The 17,447-nt window shown below is 73.6% G+C and carries 16 protein-coding genes and 1 tRNA gene; 2 read left to right on the forward strand and 15 right to left on the reverse strand.

Annotated features, from left to right (window positions below; genetic code table 11):
* Nucleotides 1-113: 113 nt before the first annotated feature.
* The 6 genes from BUE43_RS26180 to BUE43_RS26200 all read right to left on the reverse strand — a co-directional run bounded on the left by BUE43_RS26180 (nt 114) and on the right by BUE43_RS26200 (nt 5,366).
* A tRNA-Leu gene (locus BUE43_RS26180) sits at nt 114-187 on the reverse strand.
* 196 nt (nt 188-383) lie between these two features.
* The gene (locus BUE43_RS26185) at nt 384-1,460 is read right to left on the reverse strand and encodes a SagB/ThcOx family dehydrogenase (protein WP_073488249.1); all 1,077 of its coding nucleotides are present in this window, start codon (nt 1,458-1,460) and stop codon (nt 384-386) included.
* Nucleotides 1,441-2,745 (reverse strand): ATP-grasp domain-containing protein, encoded by a 1,305-nt coding sequence (locus BUE43_RS26190; RefSeq protein ID WP_234995935.1) that lies wholly within the window; start codon nt 2,743-2,745, stop codon nt 1,441-1,443. The genes BUE43_RS26185 and BUE43_RS26190 overlap by 20 nt, the downstream gene beginning before the upstream one ends.
* A gap of 1 nt (nt 2,746) precedes the next feature.
* The gene (locus tag BUE43_RS35675) at nt 2,747-2,869 is read right to left on the reverse strand and encodes a hypothetical protein (RefSeq protein WP_268844447.1); all 123 of its coding nucleotides are present in this window, start codon (nt 2,867-2,869) and stop codon (nt 2,747-2,749) included.
* 248 nt (nt 2,870-3,117) lie between these two features.
* On the reverse strand, nt 3,118-4,443 hold the full coding sequence (locus BUE43_RS26195; protein ID WP_073488252.1) for an NAD(P)/FAD-dependent oxidoreductase: 1,326 nt from the start codon (nt 4,441-4,443) through the stop codon (nt 3,118-3,120).
* Nucleotides 4,444-4,622: 179 nt separating this feature from the next.
* Complete coding sequence (locus BUE43_RS26200) at nt 4,623-5,366, reverse strand: uracil-DNA glycosylase (protein WP_073488254.1); 744 nt, start codon at nt 5,364-5,366, stop codon at nt 4,623-4,625.
* Between the two features lie 48 nt (nt 5,367-5,414).
* Here BUE43_RS26200 and BUE43_RS26205 point away from each other — a divergent pair, with 48 nt between their 5' ends.
* Nucleotides 5,415-6,935, forward strand: coding sequence for a S10 family peptidase (locus tag BUE43_RS26205; RefSeq protein ID WP_073488258.1), 1,521 nt, complete (start codon nt 5,415-5,417; stop codon nt 6,933-6,935).
* A gap of 399 nt (nt 6,936-7,334) precedes the next feature.
* Here BUE43_RS26205 and BUE43_RS26210 read toward each other — a convergent pair whose 3' ends face one another.
* The 9 genes from BUE43_RS26210 to BUE43_RS26250 form a co-directional block, all read right to left on the reverse strand.
* Nucleotides 7,335-8,234: a hypothetical protein gene (locus tag BUE43_RS26210; protein ID WP_083960175.1), complete on the reverse strand. Its 900-nt coding sequence runs from the start codon at nt 8,232-8,234 to the stop codon at nt 7,335-7,337.
* Nucleotides 8,234-8,902 (reverse strand): hypothetical protein, encoded by a 669-nt coding sequence (locus BUE43_RS33710; protein ID WP_073488264.1) that lies wholly within the window; start codon nt 8,900-8,902, stop codon nt 8,234-8,236. Before BUE43_RS33710 ends, BUE43_RS26210 begins: the two co-directional genes overlap by 1 nt.
* Nucleotides 8,903-8,929: 27 nt before the next feature.
* Nucleotides 8,930-9,844, reverse strand: a complete 915-nt coding sequence (locus BUE43_RS26220) for a hypothetical protein (protein WP_073488267.1) — start codon at nt 9,842-9,844, stop codon at nt 8,930-8,932.
* A 296-nt stretch (nt 9,845-10,140) separates the two neighbouring features.
* Nucleotides 10,141-11,094 (reverse strand): Ppx/GppA phosphatase family protein, encoded by a 954-nt coding sequence (locus BUE43_RS26225; RefSeq protein ID WP_073488270.1) that lies wholly within the window; start codon nt 11,092-11,094, stop codon nt 10,141-10,143.
* Nucleotides 11,095-11,165: 71 nt separating this feature from the next.
* Nucleotides 11,166-12,470 (reverse strand): lytic transglycosylase domain-containing protein, encoded by a 1,305-nt coding sequence (locus tag BUE43_RS26230; RefSeq protein ID WP_143174397.1) that lies wholly within the window; start codon nt 12,468-12,470, stop codon nt 11,166-11,168.
* 566 nt (nt 12,471-13,036) lie between these two features.
* Nucleotides 13,037-13,567 carry a DUF501 domain-containing protein gene (locus BUE43_RS26235; protein WP_234995936.1) on the reverse strand — a complete coding sequence of 177 codons (531 nt, stop codon included), beginning with the start codon at nt 13,565-13,567 and terminating at the stop codon, nt 13,037-13,039.
* Entirely contained in the window at nt 13,564-14,106 is a 543-nt protein-coding gene (locus BUE43_RS26240; protein ID WP_073488276.1) for an FtsB family cell division protein, read from the reverse strand. Before BUE43_RS26240 ends, BUE43_RS26235 begins: the two co-directional genes overlap by 4 nt.
* 7 nt (nt 14,107-14,113) lie before the next feature.
* The gene (gene eno, locus BUE43_RS26245) at nt 14,114-15,400 is read right to left on the reverse strand and encodes a phosphopyruvate hydratase (protein ID WP_073488279.1); all 1,287 of its coding nucleotides are present in this window, start codon (nt 15,398-15,400) and stop codon (nt 14,114-14,116) included.
* A gap of 128 nt (nt 15,401-15,528) precedes the next feature.
* A complete protein-coding gene (locus BUE43_RS26250) occupies nt 15,529-16,416 on the reverse strand; it encodes a LysR substrate-binding domain-containing protein (protein WP_073488282.1) in 888 nt (295 codons plus the stop codon).
* A 114-nt stretch (nt 16,417-16,530) separates the two neighbouring features.
* On the opposite strand from BUE43_RS26250, the gene BUE43_RS26255 reads away from it, so the two are divergent.
* On the forward strand, nt 16,531-17,445 hold the full coding sequence (locus BUE43_RS26255; RefSeq protein ID WP_073488285.1) for a DMT family transporter: 915 nt from the start codon (nt 16,531-16,533) through the stop codon (nt 17,443-17,445).
* Nucleotides 17,446-17,447 lie beyond the last annotated feature (2 nt).

The following is a 17,447-nucleotide window of genomic DNA, read 5'->3' on the forward strand; positions in this document are numbered from 1 at the left end:
CCTGACCGCGTTCGGCGCAGCGACCGACCCCACTTGGGGTAACTTCCCCAGACAAGATCAGCCTCTCGCCTGTTTTTCCAGGTGAGAGGCCGATCGGGTTTGGTTACGGAGAGTGCCCCCGATCGGATTCGAACCGACACTGGAACCCTTTTAAGGGGCCTGCCTCTACCGATTGGGCTACGGGGGCAGGAGGAGCCTAGGGCCTTTCGCCGCGCTTGCGAACGGACTTGACCACAACTCCCCCGCCCGGCCCAGTGACCAACCGTGTTGACTCGGCCGCATGGAGCAACGGGTGCCGACGCGCGTCGGCACCCGTTCGACACCCTCGACCGGACCTCGCTCCGGCCTCCGCGACTCCTGTCCCGGCGTCCCCCCGCCCCGCGTCAGCGCCGCCGGCGGGGACGCCCCAGCGCGGTGACCCCGAGCACGATCTCGTGGTGGGGGTCGCAGCCCAGGACCTCCTCCACCAGCTCGTCCCGCAGCGCGGCGGTGAAACCCACCCGCAGCCCCATGGCCGTTGCCACGAGGTACGCGGTCTGCGAGAGGTGCCCGACGTCCATCTGCACCACGCGGTAGGCGCGCGCCGTGTCGTACTTCCACCGCGTGCGCCCCAGCACGGCCGTGTAGTAGATCGCGGCCGCCGCCTCGCCGACCCACTCCTGGTCGCCGGCCGAGGTCGCGACCTGCTCCGGGGTCCACGTGGTTCCCAGCGGCTCCAGCACGTGCCGCGCGGCGTCGTAGTGGTACCAGCCCGGTTCCAGGCCCTCGACGCGCTGCGCGTGCAGGTACAGCTCGACGGGGTGGCGGCCGCCGCCGGACGGGCTCGTCTTCAACACGGTGCCGGAGCGGCCGATCGCGCCCTTGACCGGCAGCGGGCCGCCGACGATCCGCAGCAGGTGCCCCAGCTCGGCCAGGTCGAGCGGCTGCTCGCCGAACCGCCGGGTGGTGCGCCGCTCCAACAGCACCTGCAGCAACGGGCGGTTGGCCCAGTCCGGCAGGCCGTTGCCCTTCGGCAGCTCCACCGGACCGGTGCCGACGCGCTTGAACGGCGGTGGCGGCGGGTTCGTGGCGAGCTTGTCGTCCAGCTCCGCGTCCTGCTCGGTCCAGCTCGCGTAGCGGGTGTCGCCCAGCGTCCTGGTCGCGAAGTGGAAGTGCCGGGCGGAGGAGCCCCAACTGGCCCATGCCGCCAGCAACGCCTGTTCCTCGCCGTGCTCGGCGGACCCCTCGACCACGAGCACCCTGGCCTCGACCAGCTCGTCGACGACCTTGCGCACCGCGGCGGCGTCCTCAGGCGCCAGCTCGGCGCAGACCTCGTCCGGGTCGGCGAACTCGGCGAAGGCCCGGCACACCCGCTCGGCGACCTCGGTCAGCTCGAACTGCCGGTGGTGGAGGTAGTCATCCCAGACCAGGCGCCCGCGCTCGTAGAACAGGGCCGCGTACTCAGCGACCTTGACCCGCATACCGCAGCTCCTCGAAGCGCGCGGCCACCCACGCGTGCACGGCATCGGACACCTCGGTGGTTCCGGCTCGATGCTCGAACCAGCGCCAGTCGCAGTTCACGTTCACCTCAAGGAAGACGTGCTCGCCCTCGACCGCGAGCAGATCGAAGGCGGCAACCTGGAGCCGCCAGTGTCGGGTCAGCGCGAGCAGTCTTTCACCCAACGCGAGGGGAAGGTGCGCACGGTCCACCGTGACGGCCTCCGGATCGACCCACAGCTGGGCGGGATCGTCCTTGCGCACGCGGTAGGTGATCAGGCGCTCACCGACGACGAACACGCGGAGCTCGTGGTCGGCGTCGAGGTACTGCTGGACGATGACCGGCGCGGGCTCGGGGGTCTCGCCCGCCCGGTTGACGTCGAGCGGGCGCGGGAACAGCCCGTGCAACGCGCCGGGGCGCGGCTCCAGCAGGTGGTGCCCGGTGCTCTTGACCACACAGGGGCCGCCGCCCGGGCGGTTGCGGCCCGGCCAGGTGGTGACGGCCGTGCGCGGCACCCGCAGGCCGAACGCGGCGGCGTCGGTGAGCTGGGTGAGCCGGTCCAGGTGCGCGGTGTGCCGGGCCGGGTTGACGTGGGACCAGTCGGCGCGGGTGGCCAGCCAGTCGGCCAGCGCCTGCCACTGGGTGCGCGCGTAGGCGCCGGCGACTGTGCGGGGGTCGACGGGCAGCGCGGTGAGGTCGAAGTGCCGTCGCCACACCAGGACCGGGCGCAGCAGCCAGCGGTCGAGCTCGATGATCGGGGTGTCGACGTGGACGGTGAGCGCGAGGTCGAGGCAGCGGTCGACGTCGATCCGGGCCATCCGGACGCCGTGCTCGGCCAGCGCGAGCGACAGCTCGTTCATCTCCATGTCGGCCGCGCGGGCCAACACCAGCACGCAGGGCACGGGCTCCCCGCCGGGGTCGGCGACCAGGTCGCCGCCGTGCACCCGCTCCTGGAAGTCCAGGCAGGTGGCGGGAGCGCGGAAGAAGTAGTCCTGCCCCTGGAGCAGCAGGGGCGCCGGTCGATCGGTGATCCGGGACCGCGAGATCAGCGACTGGGGCGCCGGAGGGCGCGTGGCCGGGGGCTGCGCGGCCGCGTGGTGTGCGGCCGGGGGTTGCGCGGCCGGGGCGAGGGGAGCCGGAGCCTGCGGAGTCAACGGGGCGGTCGGGGTCCGGGTGGCCGCGAGCGGGGGCCGGTCCGGTAACGCGTGGTCCACGAGGGGCCCGGGCGGGAGGGGATTGTCCTGCCCGTCCCGCCCGGCGCCGCGCACGTCAGTCGTCCTTCTTCCGAGCGTAGATCTTGTGGGCCCTGGCGTACTCGGAGGCGTACTCGGCCAACACGCCGTCCTCGACCTCACCCCGGCGGACCCGCGCCGCCAACTCCTGCAGCGACATGGCGGTCACCTCTCCCCACACGGTGTTCACACTTTCAGGTGATACACCTCGGGTAGTCTCGGTTTCACCTAACGCAAAGTCAAGTCGGTTCGGTGATTTTGTCACCTGAGGAGAGCAACCTCCGCCAACGATTGGCGTACGAGGCCACCACCGAACACGACGTCGCCCGGAGCCTACGCGACTCCGGGCGACGATCGACTCCATCCGGCGGACTCCCCCCGGCCCCACGGCCGGCCCGGAGCGCGCGGTCAGCCCTTGGCGACCCGCTCGAACTCCGCCTTCGGCTCGTTGATCTGCCCCAACGAGATCACCTCGCGCCGGAACAGCAGGGCCATCGTCCAGTCCATGATGATGCGGAACTTCCGGTTGAAGGTCGGCATCTTGCTCACGTGGTAGGCCCGGTGCATCGCCCAGGCGGGGTAACCCTTGAGCTTGATGCCGGCGACGTCCGCGACACCCTTGTACAGGCCGAGACTGGCCACCGAGCCCAGGTACTTGTGGTAGTAGTCCCTGACCTTGCGGCCGCGCAGGCTGGCGACGATGTTGTTCGCCAGCACCTTGGACTGCCGCACGGCGTGCTGCGCCGACGGGCTGCAGGTGGCCTGCGGGTCCTCCTCGATCCGGGACAGGTCCGGCACGGCGGTGCAGTCACCGGCGCCCCAGGCGTCCGAGGTGCCCTCGACCTGGAGCGAGGCGGTGCACCGCAGCCGGCCGCGCGGGTCGAGCGGCAGGTCGGTCTCGGCCAGCACGGGGTTGGCCTTCACACCCGCGGTCCAGATCACCGTGTCGGTGTCGAACTCGGTGCCGTCGCTGAGCACGACGTGCCCGCCCTCGACGCTCTTGACCAGGGTCTCCAGGTAGACCTCGATGCCACGGTCCATCAGCCGCTCGACGGTGTAGACGCCCATCTTGGGGCTCACCTCGGGCAGCACCCGGTTGGCGGCGTCCACGACCACCCACCGCATGTCCTCGGGCTTGATGTTGTCGTAGTACCGGCAGGCGTACCGCGCCATGTCCTCAAGCTCGCCGACCATCTCGATGCCGGCGAAGCCGCCGCCGATGACCAGGAAGGACAGCATCCGGCGACGCTGCTCGGGGTCCGGGGTGCTGGCCGCGGCGTCGAGCCGGGACAGCACGTGGTTGCGGAGGTAAATCGCCTCACCGATGGTCTTGGCGGCGATGCCGACCTCGGCCAGCCCGGGGATCGGCAGGGTCCGCGCGACGGAGCCCAGCGCGACGACCAGCTGGTCGTACTCGATCTCCTCGACGTGCCCGTCCGGCGCCTCCATGAGCGCGACCTTGCGGGCGTGCTCCACCTTGGTGATCCGCCCGGTGAGGACGTTGCACTTCCGGAGGACGCGGCGCAGCGGCACGACCACGTGCCGCGGCTCGATGGAACCGCCCGACGCCTCCGGAATGAACGGCTGGTACGTCATGTGCGGCTGCGGGTCGACGACGGTGATCGACGCCTCGTTGCGCCGGAGCTTCGACTGCAGCCGCAGCGCGGTGTAGAGGCCGACGTATCCACCGCCGGCCACGAGGATCCGTGTCGGACCGCTCTTCCCTGCTGCCATGGCCTAATGGTCGCACCGCCCCCAACCAGTCGCTTGACACCCTCCTTACGGGTGTGACGTCCGTTGTAGACGCACGTCACAGTAGCGCGTCTACGTATGCGTTGACCTGCGGCGATTCCGGCCCCAAATCAATTCAGCGGGGCGGTCGGGCTGTGCGCCGGCCGGATTTTCTTGATCAACTAGAGGGTCGCGAGACCGGCGGTCCCGCCGGCCCTCCGGAGCACCTCCTCCACCATCGCCGGGGTCAGCCGGCCGGTGAAGGTGTTCTGCTGGCTGGGGTGGTAGCAGCCGAACAGGTGGAGGTCGGGTCCCCCGTCGACGGCCGGCAGGACCACGTCCACGCCGTGGCCGAACACCGGCCGCGGGACCGGCACCCGCCAGGCCGTCTCCCGCAGCACCGGGAGCAACGCCTGCCAGCCGAACCCGCCGAGCACCACCACCGCCCGCAGCGCGGGCCGCAGGAGCTGGAGCTCCCTGGCGAGCCAGGACCGGCAGGTGTCCCGCTCCCCCGGCGTGGGCCGGTTCTCCGGCGGGGCGCAGCGCACCGGGGCGGTGATCCGCACGCCGTGCAGCTCCAGCCCGTCGTCCCTGCTGACGGCCACCGGCCGGGAGGCCAGCCCGACAGCGTGCAGGGCCGCGTAGAGCACCTCGCCGGAGCGGTCGCCGGTGAACATGCGCCCGGTGCGGTTCGCGCCGTGCGCCGCCGGCGCCAGCCCGACGATCGCCAGCCGGGCGTCCGGCGGCCCGAAGCCGGGCACCGGCCGCCCCCAGTACACCTGGTCCCGGAAGGCGGCGCGGCGGGTGCGCGCCACCTCCTCTCGCCAGGCCACCAACCGCGGGCACGCCCGGCAGTGGGTCACCAGTTCGTCCAGATCCGCCAGGTCGGTCACGCCCCGGGCAGCATCGGCCGGATCGGTGAGCACCTCGGACTCCTCCCATCGTGGGCGTGATCACCTTTAGGGTGACTCAGCATGTCGAAGGACGCCACGGAACCGAGTCCGAGCACCCCCGCGGAGCGGTCGCAGCCGAACGGCCAGGAGGACACCTCCGCCGGCGCGCCCGTCGAACCCACCGACGACCTGGTCACCACCCGGCACTCGCTGACCGTCGGCGACCGGGAGCTGGCCTACACCGCCACCACCGGTCGCGTCGTGCTGCGCAAGGAGGTGCACAACGACGGCAAGTTCGACGGCCACCTGCCGAAGGCGGAGGTCTTCCTCACCGCCTACACCCTGGACGGGGCGGACCCCGCGACCCGCCCGGTGACCTTCGCGTTCAACGGCGGCCCCGGCTCGTCGAGCGTGTGGCTGCACCTCGGCCTGCTCGGCCCGCGCCGGGTCGTGTCGGGCGACGCCGGCGACCTGACGCCCCCGCCGTACGCGCTCGCGGACAACCCCGAAACCCTGCTGGCGCACAGCGACCTGGTGTTCGTCGACCCGGTCTCCACCGGCTACTCCCGCGCCGTGAAGGGCGAGAAGCCCGAGGACTACCACGGCTTCCAGGGCGACCTGGAGTCCGTCGGCGAGATCATCCGGCTGTGGACAACGCGGCACGGGCGCTGGATGTCCCCGAAGTTCCTCGCCGGCGAGTCCTACGGCACGCTGCGCGCCGCCGCCCTGGCCGATCACCTGCAGACGCGCTACGGCATGTACCTCAACGGCCTGGTGCTGATCTCCGCGGTGCTCGACATGGGCACGATCCGCTTCACGCAGGGCAACGACCTGCCGTACGCGTTGTTCCTGCCCACCTACGCGGCCATCGCGCACCACCACGGCCTGCACGGCGACCGGCCGCTGTCCGAGGTGCTCGCCGAGGCCGCCGACTTCGCCGCCAGGGACTACCCGTGGGCGCTCGCCCGCGGCGCGCGGCTGTCGGCGGCGGAGCGCGCCGAGGTGGCGCGCAGGGTCGCGTCGCTGACCGGGCTCGACGAGGACTACGTCGACCGCGTCAACCTCCGGCTGGAGCACCTCCGGTTCTTCACCGAGGTGCTGCGCGACCGGCGTCAGGTGGTCGGTCGGCTCGACGGCCGGTTCACGGGCTGGGACCCGGACGCGGGTCGCGAGCGCTTCGCCGAGGACCCGTCGCTCCTGGCGATCACGGGTCCCTACACGGCCGCGCTCAACCACTACGTGCACGCCGAGCTCGACTACCACAACGACCTGCCCTACGAGATCCTCACCGACCGCGTGCACCCGTGGTCCTACAAGGAGTTCGAGGGCGCGCACGTCAACGTCGCGGACAAGCTCGCGAACGCGCTGCGGACCAACCCCCACCTCCGGGTGCACGTGGCCTGCGGCTACCACGACGGCGCCACGCCGTTCACCGCCGCCGAGCACACGCTGGCGAACCTGGCCATCCCGCCGGTGCTGCGGGACAACATCGAGTTCCGGTACTACGAGGCCGGCCACATGATGTACGTCCACGAGCCGTCGCGCGTCCAGCAGTCCGCGGACATCGCGGCCTTCCTCCGGTCGGCCACCCCGACCCGCTGACGGCGAACGCCCGGACGGGGCGCCTCGGTCCGCCGAACGCGCCCTTCCGGGCCCCTCGCCGCCCCTCGCGGCCTCTCCCGGGAGGCCGTGCGCCTCGCCGCGACGTGGACCTGTCCCCACCTCCGGACAGCCCCCTCCCGCCCTGGGGGGCGAGCCCTGCTCCAGCCTATCGGCCCAGCTCAGACGGGCAAACCCGACAACCGTCGCCTGTGGACAAGTTCGGGCCCCTGTGCACAACTCGGGAAAAGAACTGGCGAAGCACGGCTGGCGCAGGGCATGATCCGCGGGGGTCTTCTGGCCGTACCGAGACGTGGCCCGGCCAAACCCTGAAACCAATGCTCGCGAAGGCCCGTCACGCAGCGAGAACACGGCGTGGGCGTCGCGACGCGGAGCCGCCGATCAGCCCCCGCGCACGAACTCCATCCGGGTGTTCGCGTCGTCCGGCAACACCACGACCGACCCTCGCCCCCTGGTCCAGCCTTCGGGGATCAGGAAGAACTTGTTGCCCGTGTACTCCACCAGCCGCAGCCCCCGATAGCGGTACCGGTAGCGCGCGTTCTCCGGGTCGAGTCGGGTCTCCTGCGCGATCGCCGCGTCCAGGTGCAGCCGTTCGCGGGCGTAGACGACGACCGCCGGCCGGCTCGCCAGCCCGCGCTCCAACCCGTCCACCTGCCACTGCCCGTACACCTCGGCGTACCGCGACGCCGACCAGAAGAGGCTCAACGCGACGACCGTCGCCGCCAACCCCTTCGCGAGCCGCCACCGCCACGAGCCGTCGGCCGGCCGCCCGGGCAGCCGGCGCAGCGAGATCGCGTACAACGACACCAGCGCGCCGATCCCGATCGAGACGGGGAAGAGCAGCCGCGCGAGCACCGGAGCCGCCGGCCGCACCGCCAGGACAACGGCGGGCAGCAGCGCCCAGGAGAGCGCGAGCACCGCCAGGGCGTGCCTCGCCCGGGGCCCCGGTCCTGGCGCGCCGACGCGGGCGCGCAGTCGACCGTCGACCCACAGCCAGCCGAGGCCGAGCAGGGCGAGCACGGCCAGCACCGGGAACAACGGCCCGACGCTGCTGAGCAGGTAGTACTGGTTGGACAGGCCGCGCAGGCTCTCGTCGACGCCGAGCGCGCGGGACTCCGCGTCCGCGCGCTGCCAACCGAAGTAGATCAACAACGCGGACAGCACGGTGGCGTTGGCGAGCACGCCGCCCGCCAGCTTGGCCAGCTCGGTCCAGTCACCGCCCGGCCCGGCTCCCGCGGAGGAGCCAGGGCGCGGGCGCGGCGCGAGTCGACGCGCCCGCATCACCAGCTTCCCGTCGTCCCGGACGGTTTGCCCGCGGTGTTCCCCGTCGTCCCGCGCGTGCCCGGTCCGCCCGGCGCGGACGTCCTGGTCGTCCCGGTCGGCCGGATGCCCGTGGTCGGCCGCGGGCTGGTGGGGCGCGCGGTGGGGCCGGAGGGGACGGCCGCGGCGCGCGGGTCCTGCCGCCCACCCGCCGGCCAGGGCGGCGGCGGGTCGGCCTGGCAGTCCAGCGACTTGTCGGACAGCCGCTCGGCCAGTGCCCGCAGGATGTTGCAGTCGAGCACGCCGGTCGCGTTCCCCGTGCCCAGCGAGTAGTGCTGCCGCACCTTCTGGATCTCCGCCTTCGCCCGCGCGCCGTCCCCCGAGGCCACGGCGATGGCCGCCTGGTAGAGCACGACGTTGCGGGGGCTGGTCATGTCCTGCCAGTCGCGGTCGAGGACCTCCTGCGCACGGGCGGGGTCACCGGTGCGCAGCGCCTCGTAGACCTCCCGTTCCCTGGTCGGCCGGGGCAGGTTGGGCGACCGGGGCGGCGGGGAGGGCAGCGCCAGGCCCTGCCCGGTGGGCGTGCCGACGACGTCGCACCCCGCGAGCAGGACCACCGAGCCCAACACCAGGCCAAGCACCAGGCCCGGCACCGAGGCCGCCGCCCCGCCGTGCGTCGTCCGGAACATCGCGCCTCCTTCCCGTGGCGCCCCCGCTCACGGCACCCGCGAGTCGCGCACGAACTCCAACCGCACCGAGGGGTCGTTGGCCGACAGCACCAGCACGACCCCGAACTGCGGCATCCAGCCGTCGGAGACCAGGAAGTAGCGGCCGTTGGCGAAGTCCAGGAACCGCAGCCCGCTGTAGCGGTAGCGGTAACGCGAGGCGTCGCCTTCCAGGCGCTCCTCGTCGACCCTCGGCGCGGTGAGGTGCAGCCGCTCCGCGCTGTACACCACCACCTGCGCCTGCTCGGCCAACCGGGCCGGGAACTCGTCCGCCCAGCCGCGACCGAGGAGGTCGGCGTAGTTCCTGGTGGTCCACAGCAGGCTCACCAGCACGACCGCCACGGTGAAGGACGCGACCAGGGTGCGTCGCCACCGCGGCTCGACGTCCCGCCGCGCCACGTGCTCCAGGTGCAGGACGTAGACCGAGACCAGCGGCCCGACCCCGAAGGACAGCGGGAGCAGGACGTGCCCGAGCCCCGGCTGGACCCGGCCGACCAGGGTCGCGACCATCGGCAGCAGCAGCCAGGAGCCGGCGAGCACCGCCAGCGCGGGGCCGAGCACGGGCCCCGGCCGGGCGTGCCGCCACCACGGCCGCACCCGGCGGTCCAGCCAGGCCCAGCCGAGCCCGACCGCGCCGACCACCAGGAACGCCGGGACCATCGCCACCAGACCGCGCGCCAGGTAGTCCTCTGTGGACGTTCCGAGGACGCCCTCGTGCAGGCCCAGCGCCCTGGCGTGCGCCCTGGCCCACTCCCGTCCGAAGTAGACGACGAGCGCGACCGAGACGCCGAGGCCCGCCAGCGGCACGCCGAACTGCCGGGTCAGCTGCCGCCGCTCGTCCGCGTCGACGCCCGCGCCGGTGCCCACGCCGACGCCCGCGCCAGCACCGCTCTTCGCCCTGCCCATGGGGACCGCCCCGATCCCCGCGTCAGTCCCGTGTCCGGTCGCTCACGGCCACCTCCGTGCCACGGCGGGACCGAAGTCCCGTTCCGGGCGCCCGCGTCCGGTTCGGACACGGACGTCCCTCGGCCATGAGGCGCCAGCGGAGCCGGACTCGCAACTGTGCGTGTGGGTGACGGGGTAACCCGAAGAGGTGCGGCGGCCGGCATTACGGCCGCGTGGTCTCGGCTGCCATCACGCGGACCGGCGGGCCGTCCTTCGTCTGGTGGCCGTGGGCTTACCCCGGCAGTGGTCAGCGCGGGTCACGCGACGGACAGGGCGATGCCGTCCAGGATGTCGTGCTCGCTGACCACCAGCTCGGTGATCCCCGCCCGGCGGGACAGCTCCTCGGCCAGGACCTTCACCACCAGCGAGCCGCCGCCGATCACGTCCACCCGGCCGGGGTGGACGCACCCGTAGCGGGCCCGCTCGTCGTGCGGGATCGCGAGCAGGTGATCGGTGGTGGACCGCACCTGGTCCAGGGACAGCCGGGACAGGTGGGTGCGCTCGGAGTCGTACTCGGGCAGCTCCTGGACCAGCGCCGAGAGCGTCGTCACCGTTCCGGCGACCCCCACCCACGTGCGGGCGTGCTCCACGGGCACCGCGTCGAACGCCTCGGCCAGCACCTCGCGCACGACCCGCTCCGCGTCGGCGACCTCCTCGGCCGTGGGCGGGTCGGACCGCAGGCACCGCTCCGTGATCCGCACGCACCCGACGTCCACCGACCGGGCCGCCTCCACCAGCGCCTTCGCGCCGTCCCACGTGCCGAGCACCAGCTCGGTCGAGCCACCGCCGACGTCGGCGACGACGAACGGGCCGTCCTCCGGCTCCAGGTCGCCCACCGCGCCGGTGAACGACAGCCGCGCCTCCTCGTCACCGGAGATCACCTCGGCGTCGACGCCGAGCACCTGCCGCACCATGCCGAAGAAGTCCTCGCGGTTCGCGGCGTCCCGGGTGGCCGAGGTGGCCACCATGCGCACGCGCTCGGCGCCCTTGCGGTGCAGCACCCGCGTGTAGTCCGCCAGCGCGTCGGCCGTGCGCCGCAACGCGTCCGGGGACAGCACGCCGGTGGCGTCCACGCCCTCGCCCAGGCGGACGACGCGCATCTCGCGGTGCACGTCGCGCAACCAGTGCGAGCCGTCGTCCCTGGTGGTGACGTCCGCGACCAGCAGGCGGATCGAGTTCGTCCCGCAGTCGATGGCGGCGACCCGCGACATCGGCGTCCTCCCGGTGGTGAGGGGTTTCCCCACCACCATAGAGAGCGCGGACGTCGCGGGTCGTCGTGGTGTCAGCGGGTCGGCATGACCTTGGGCGAGGTGGTCGGCGTCGTGCCGCCGGTGGTCGTGCCGGTCGACGGCGCCGTCGGGCTCGTGGTCGGCACGCACGGCGCCGACGACGTCGACGAGCCCGTCGGCGGCGCGGGCGTGGTCGTCGTCGTGCTGGTCGACGTCGAGGTGCCCGTGGTCGTCGTCGGGGTCGTGCAGCTCGGCGTGGTCGTCGTCGGGGTGGTCGTGGTGGTGGTTGTCGTCGTCGTGGTGGTGGTCGTGCTCGTGGTGCTCGACGGCGACGAAGAGCTGCTGGTGGACGACCCGGTGGTGCTCGACGGTGTCGACGACGCCGACGAGGAACTGCTCTGGCCGGGCTGGGACGGCGCGCCCCCGCCCTGTCCGGAGGGGTCACCGCCGCCCTGCGCCGCGGGGTCGCCGGGGCGCGCCTGCGGCGGCGGGAAGGCCACCACGTGCTCGCCGGCGGGGCCGGGCTCGACCTCCAGCGGCGTGACCCCGGCGGCGTACGCCTTCGCCCAGCTCAGGACGTCCCGGACGTACTCGTTGGAGTGGTTGTAGCGGAAGACCGCGGCGGCGAGCTGGCGCGGGTCCCGGAGGTTGGCGTTGTAGGCGCAGAGGTACTTCCCGGCCGCCAGCGCCGCGTCGAAGACGTTGTGCGGGTCGCTCTTGCCGTCGCCGTTGCCGTCCGAGGCGTAGTAGGCCCAGGTGGAGGGGATGAACTGCATCGGGCCGACCGCGCGGTCCCAGGTCGTGTCGCCGTCGAACCGGCCGCCGTCGGTGTCCCGGATGGCCGCCATGCCCGGACCGCCGGACAGCTGCGGCCCCAGGATGGGCCTGAGCGTCCTTCCGGTCGAGTCGACCCGGCCGCCCCCGGCGTGCCCGGACTCGATGCGGCCGATGCCGGCGAGGACCGACCAGTGCAGGCCGCAGCCGGGCTGGGTCTGGGCCAACGCGCGCTCGGCCCGCTGGTACGCCTGCAACATGACGCCGGGCAGGCCCAGCGGTCCACTGGGGACGGTGGACAGCGGACCGCCGTCGGTGTCCAGGTCGCCGGTGTCGACGTCGCCCAGCAGGTCGGGGCTGACGTCCTCGGCGGACGGAAGCCGGCCGGCCGCGCCGAGTTCCGAGCTGTTGCTGGCGTTCAGCACGGCGAGGACGTCACCCGCGCCGGGCATCCCCAGGCCGAGCGGATTGCCGTCGGCCGCGGGCAGCAGGCCCACGGTTCCGGTGCCCGCGACGGCGACCGGCACCATCAGGGCGCCGAGGATGGCCGCCGCTCCTCCGAGTCGGTGACGCCGACGGGACAACCGCCGACGCGATCTTCTGCCTGCCTTCCCGAGCGGCGCTGCCACGAATGCCCACACCCTCCTCGAACCGTCCGGGCCGGCCACGACGTCACCGCCGCCCCGCGCCCGACGTTCCCGCGCTGCTTCCCGTGCTCACTTGCTTCTGGAGCTCACTGCTCTTCGTGCTGGCTTGCTTCTGGTGCTCGCTTGCTTCTGGTGCCCACTGTGCCGGCTGTGCTGTGTGTGCCACGTGTGCTGGGGACAGCGTGCCGGACGTGCCACGCACTGTCACCACATCTCACCGGAGGATGTCCCGGGCCGCACGTCTCCCCCGGCGTGTCCACGCGCGCCCCGCGAACACCGATCCCCCAGGCGAGCGACATGCCCCAGACCAGCAGGAGCGGTGGTGCGGCGCAACCCGCCGATCAGCGGCTCTCGCGGGCTCTCGCGTCCACCCACGACACCGCGGAGGTCGCCGCGAGCCGTGCGCGGCACACCGTGCGCCGTCGGCACAGCGAACCATCCGACACCCGGGCGACGCGACCCACTTCTGACGCGCGGAACGCGGCGCCGGCGCTCGACCGGGGTCAGGCGGTGTGGACGCAGCTCCCGGTCCGCCACCAGTCGCCGAGGAGCTCCAGCGCCTCGTCGCCGAACGGGTTGACCCCGGGCCCCATGGCCAGCGAGTGCGCCACCAGGGCGTGCAGGCACTTCACCCGGCCGGGCATGCCGCCGGCCGTGACCGCGGTGCCGAGCGGGTCCAGCGCGTCGCGCTGCGCGAGGTAGGACTCGTGCGCCGCGCGGTACCGACCGGCCAGCTCCTCGTCCTCGGCGAGCCGGTCGGTCATCTCCCGCATCAGCCCGGACGCCTCCAGCGTGCTGATCATCCCGGCCAGCTTCGGGCAGGTCAGGTAGTACAGCGTGGGGAAGGGGGTGCCGTCCTCCAGCCGGGGGCTGGTCTGCACGACCGTGGGCAGGCCGCAGCCGCAGCGGTGCGCGACCGCCCGCAACGCGCGGGGCGGGCGGCCGAGCTGGGCCTGGATCGCCGCCCGGTCGGCCTCGCTCACCGGCTCCAGGTGCGGCGGCCGCGCCACCGGCTCGGGTTCCTGCCCCGTCACGACCCACTCCCCGAAATCGAGTTCCACAGCTCCGTGTACCACTCTGCGCGCTCGCCCTCCGGCTGGTGCTGGGTGGGGCGCGCCTGCTGGCTCGGCGGGAGCTGCACGACGTAGGGCGTCTCGCCCGGCCGGACGAACCGCAGCCGACGCCGGGCCTCGGCCTCCACCTGCGCGGGGTCGTCCAGCTGGTCCCTGCGTTTGCGCAGCTCCTCCACCTCGCGTCGCAGGTCGCCCTGGCGACGCTGTTCCTCCTGCACCGCGGCCCGCTGGCTGAGGTAGGTGCGCAACGGCACCGCCACGCTCAACGCCAGCGCGCACACGACGAGCGCGAGCAGCGCGGCGCGCCGGGTGGAGGACAACCCGAACGCGCCCCCGGTGCCGGGGCCGACGCGCTGGCGCCGCCACGGCGGCGGGAAGCCGCCGGTGCGGGCGCCGTCGCGCCCGCCGCGCGTCGTGCGGCGGGCGCGCTCGGGGCGGCGCGCCGACGAGGGGTCGCCCCGCCGGCGGCGCCGCTCCCGGTCCTGCTCGCGCCCGGTCATGCCGGGATCAGCTCTCCGGGCTGTACCGAGGGAAGGCCAGCTCGCCGGCGTAGCGGGCCGCGTCGCCGAGCGCCTCCTCGATGCGGAGCAGCTGGTTGTACTTGGCCACCCGCTCGCTGCGCGCCGGGGCGCCGGTCTTGATCTGGCCGGAGCCGACGGCCACCGCGAGGTCGGCGATGGTGGTGTCCTCGGTCTCGCCGGAGCGGTGGCTCATCACCGTCCGGTAGCCGCAGGAGTGCGCCAGGGTGACGGCGTCCAGCGTCTCGGAGAGCGTGCCGATCTGGTTGACCTTGACCAGCAGGGCGTTGCCCGCGCGCCGCGAGATGCCCTCCTCCAGCCGCTCCGGGTTGGTGACGAACAGGTCGTCGCCCACGAGCTGGACGCGCTCGCCCAGCTCCGCGGTCAGCCGCACCCAGCCGTCCCAGTCGTCCTCGGCCAGCGGGTCCTCGATGGAGACCAGCGGGTAGGCGTCAGCCAGCTCGGTGTAGTACGCCGCCATCTGCTCGGCGCTGCGCTTCGACTTCTCGAACGTGTAGGCGCCGTCGGCGTAGAACTCGGTGGCGGCCGCGTCGAGCGCGAGCACGATGTCGCGGCCCAGCTTGTAGCCGGCCTTGTCGACCCCGGCGGCGATGAGGTCCAGGGCCTCGCGGTTGCTGGACAGCTCCGGCGCGAAGCCGCCCTCGTCGCCGAGACCGGTGGCCAGGCCGCGGGACTTCAGCACCGACTTCAGCGCGTGGTAGACCTCGGAGCCCCAGCGCAGCGCCTCCCGGAAGGACTCGGCGCCGATCGGGACCATCATGAACTCCTGGATGTCCACGTCGTTGTCGGCGTGGGCGCCCCCGTTGAGGATGTTCATCATCGGCACCGGCAGCAGGTGCGCGTTCGGGCCGCCGACGTAGCGGAACAGCTCCAGGCCGCTGGACTCGGCCGCGGCCTTGGCCACGGCCAGCGACACGCCGAGGATCGCGTTGGCGCCCAGGCGGGACTTGTCCGGGGTGCCGTCGAGGTCGATCAGCTTCTGGTCGATGACCCGCTGCTCCACCGCCTCGACGCCGACCAGCTCGGGGCCGATCTCGTCGAGCACGGCCGAGACCGCCTTCTCGACGCCCTTGCCGGCGTAGCGGTCGGTGTCGCCGTCCCGCAGCTCCACCGCCTCGTGCTCGCCGGTCGAGGCGCCGCTGGGCACCGCCGCGCGGGCCAGGGTGCCGTCGTCCAGCGCGACCTCGACCTCGACCGTGGGGTTGCCGCGAGAATCCAGGATCTCGCGGGCGCCGACCTGCTCGATGACCGCCACGTGCGCTCCTTACCAGCGTGCGGACTGCCACAACCGGGGGCGAGCCTAGTCGGCCCCGTCGGTCGTCCGGGTCGGGGACGCGCGGTGCCCGACGCACGTCACAACCCGTGACGAGGTGAGCGCCGGGGTCACCGGACGGCGGCGGCGGGGGTCTCGACCGGGTGGCGGCCGGCGGTGCCGAGGGCGACGCGGACGGCCGCGGCGGCGTCGCGGGCCAGGTCGACGGGCAGGCCCCTGCGCACCCGGACCCGCAGCGGGCGCAGCGGCACCGGGGGCAGTTCCGACCACGGGGCCAGCCCCTCGGGTCGGCGGGAGCCGGCGGGCAGCAGCGTGACGCCGAGCCCGGCCCTGGCGGCGGCCTGCACGCCGGCGAGGTCCGCGGCCTCGACGACGACGTCGAGCGGGATGCCGGCGGCGGTGAGGGTCTCCACGGCGATCCGGCGCAGCACGCAGGGCTCGTGGTAGGCGACGACCGGCAGCGGCCGCCCGGGGAGCGGCCGCCAGTCGGGTGCGGCGAACCAGGCGAGCGGCAGCACGCCCGCCGCGCGCGTCCGGCCGCCGGTGGGGCCGCCGAGCAGCACGGCGAGGTCGACGACCCCCTGCTCGACCGCCTCGGCCAGCCGGGCGCTGTGGTCGAGCCGGAACCGCACCTCGGCGCCGGGCAGCGCGTGGCGCAGCGCGGCGGCCAGTTCCGGGAGGAGCTGGTCGGCGGCGTACTCGGTGGAGCCGACGACGAGGGTTCCCGGACGCTCCACGTCGAGCCGCCGGATCATCTCGTCGTGCACGCTCAGCAGGCGGCGGGCCTCGGCCAGCAGCGCCTCCCCGGTCGGCGTGAACCGGAACCGACGGCCCTCCCGGCGCACGACCGGCCGGCCGAGCACGCGTTCGAGCCGCCGGACGTGCTGGCTCACCGCGGACTGGGTCAGGTGCAGCGCGGCGGCGGCGCGGTGGAAGCCGCCGCAGTCGGCCACCGCGACCAGGCTGCGCAACGGGACGATGTCCAGGACCGGCGCCACGGGGCGAAGGCTACCGCGACCGATCACGTCCGCTGACCGATCACGTTCACTGATCGATCGCGATCGCTGATCGTTGTTGGACAGCGCGGGGACGGCGCGGCGACGCTTGTCCGCATGCGGATTCCCCCCGGCCTCGCGGCGCTCACGATCCTGATCTGGGCCACGAGCTACCTGGCCGGCGCGCTCGGCGTGGCGGCGGCTCCCCCGTTCCTGGTCACCACGGTCCGGTTCGCCCTCGCCGCCGTGCTCATGGCCGGCATCGCGGCCGTGACGCGGGCCCGGTGGCCGCGCGGGCGGCTGCTCGCGCACGTCGCCGTGTCCGGGCTGCTGTTCCAGGGCGTGCAGTTCGTCGGGGTCTACGGCGGCATGCGCGCCGGGGTGCCCGCGGGGGTCACAGCGCTGGTCATCGGCCTGAACCCGGTGGTGATCGCGGGGCTGGCCGCCGTGGTGCTGCGCGAGCGGATCGGCAGGGCGCGGGTGGTCGGCCTGGTCGTGGGCGTGGCGGCCGTGGTCGCCGCGCTGGGCGGCCGGGTCGCGGAGACCGGGATCGACGCCGGCATCGGCCTCACGCTGCTCGGCCTGGTCGGCGTCTCCGCCGGCGCGGTCTACCAGCAGCGGTTCTGCCAGGGCGTCGACGTGAAGGCGGCGAGCGCGGTGCAGCTCGTCGCCGCGACCCCGCTGGTGGGGGTGCTCGCGCTGGTCGAGCCGGGGACGGTCACCGAGCCGCTGCAGGCCGCGCTGGCGGTGCTGTGGCTCGTCGTGTTCGCGTCGGCGGCCGGCGGGACGTTGTTCCTGGAGGTCGTCCGGCGGGGCGGGGCCGCGCGGGCGGGCACGCTGTTCAGCGCCGTCCCCTCGGTGACCGCGCTGGTCTCCTGGCCGGTGCTGGGCGAGACGCCGTCGGTGGGGGCGGTCGTCGGGCTCGTGCTCGGCGCGGTCGCCTGCGTGCTGGGCACCCGGACGCCGAAGGCGGCCGAGCCCGCCCCTGGCACCCACCAGATGGCGGTCCAGGAACAGCCCACCCGGGCGTAGCG

It is taken from the genome of Streptoalloteichus hindustanus, assembly GCF_900129375.1.
Lineage (GTDB): Bacteria > Actinomycetota > Actinomycetes > Mycobacteriales > Pseudonocardiaceae > Streptoalloteichus > Streptoalloteichus hindustanus.